This is a genomic window from Leifsonia sp. SIMBA_070 (assembly GCF_046534635.1).
Classification (GTDB): domain Bacteria; phylum Actinomycetota; class Actinomycetes; order Actinomycetales; family Microbacteriaceae; genus Leifsonia.
Map to the genome: position 1 here is coordinate 1 of NZ_JAWRYK010000625.1, position 252 is coordinate 252.

A 252-nucleotide genomic window follows, 5' to 3' on the forward strand; every position below is an offset into this window, starting at 1 on the left:
CTTTAGAGAAAAAGATGATGGATTCAGTAGTTTCAGACGAAATATTGAACAGTATTCAGAAAATTATAATATTGAAATAAGGCCTTTGATGATTTTTAAATCATGGGAAAAAGAGCAAATGTTATTTAAAAAAGAATTAGAAAAGGTGGATGCAAAGGGAAAAAGAGATATAAATAGTCTCATAGCTATTGCAAGATCTGTTTATTATAACAAAAATGATAATATTTCATTGGAGCTAGAGGAATGTGGAAT

At 27.8% G+C, this 252-nt stretch carries 1 protein-coding gene; it reads left to right on the top strand.

Annotation, left to right across the window (positions count from 1 at the left end):
- Positions 1 to 252, top strand: a 252-nt coding sequence (locus SB754_RS21725) for a hypothetical protein (protein ID WP_410784387.1), incomplete at both ends; no start/stop codon positions are given.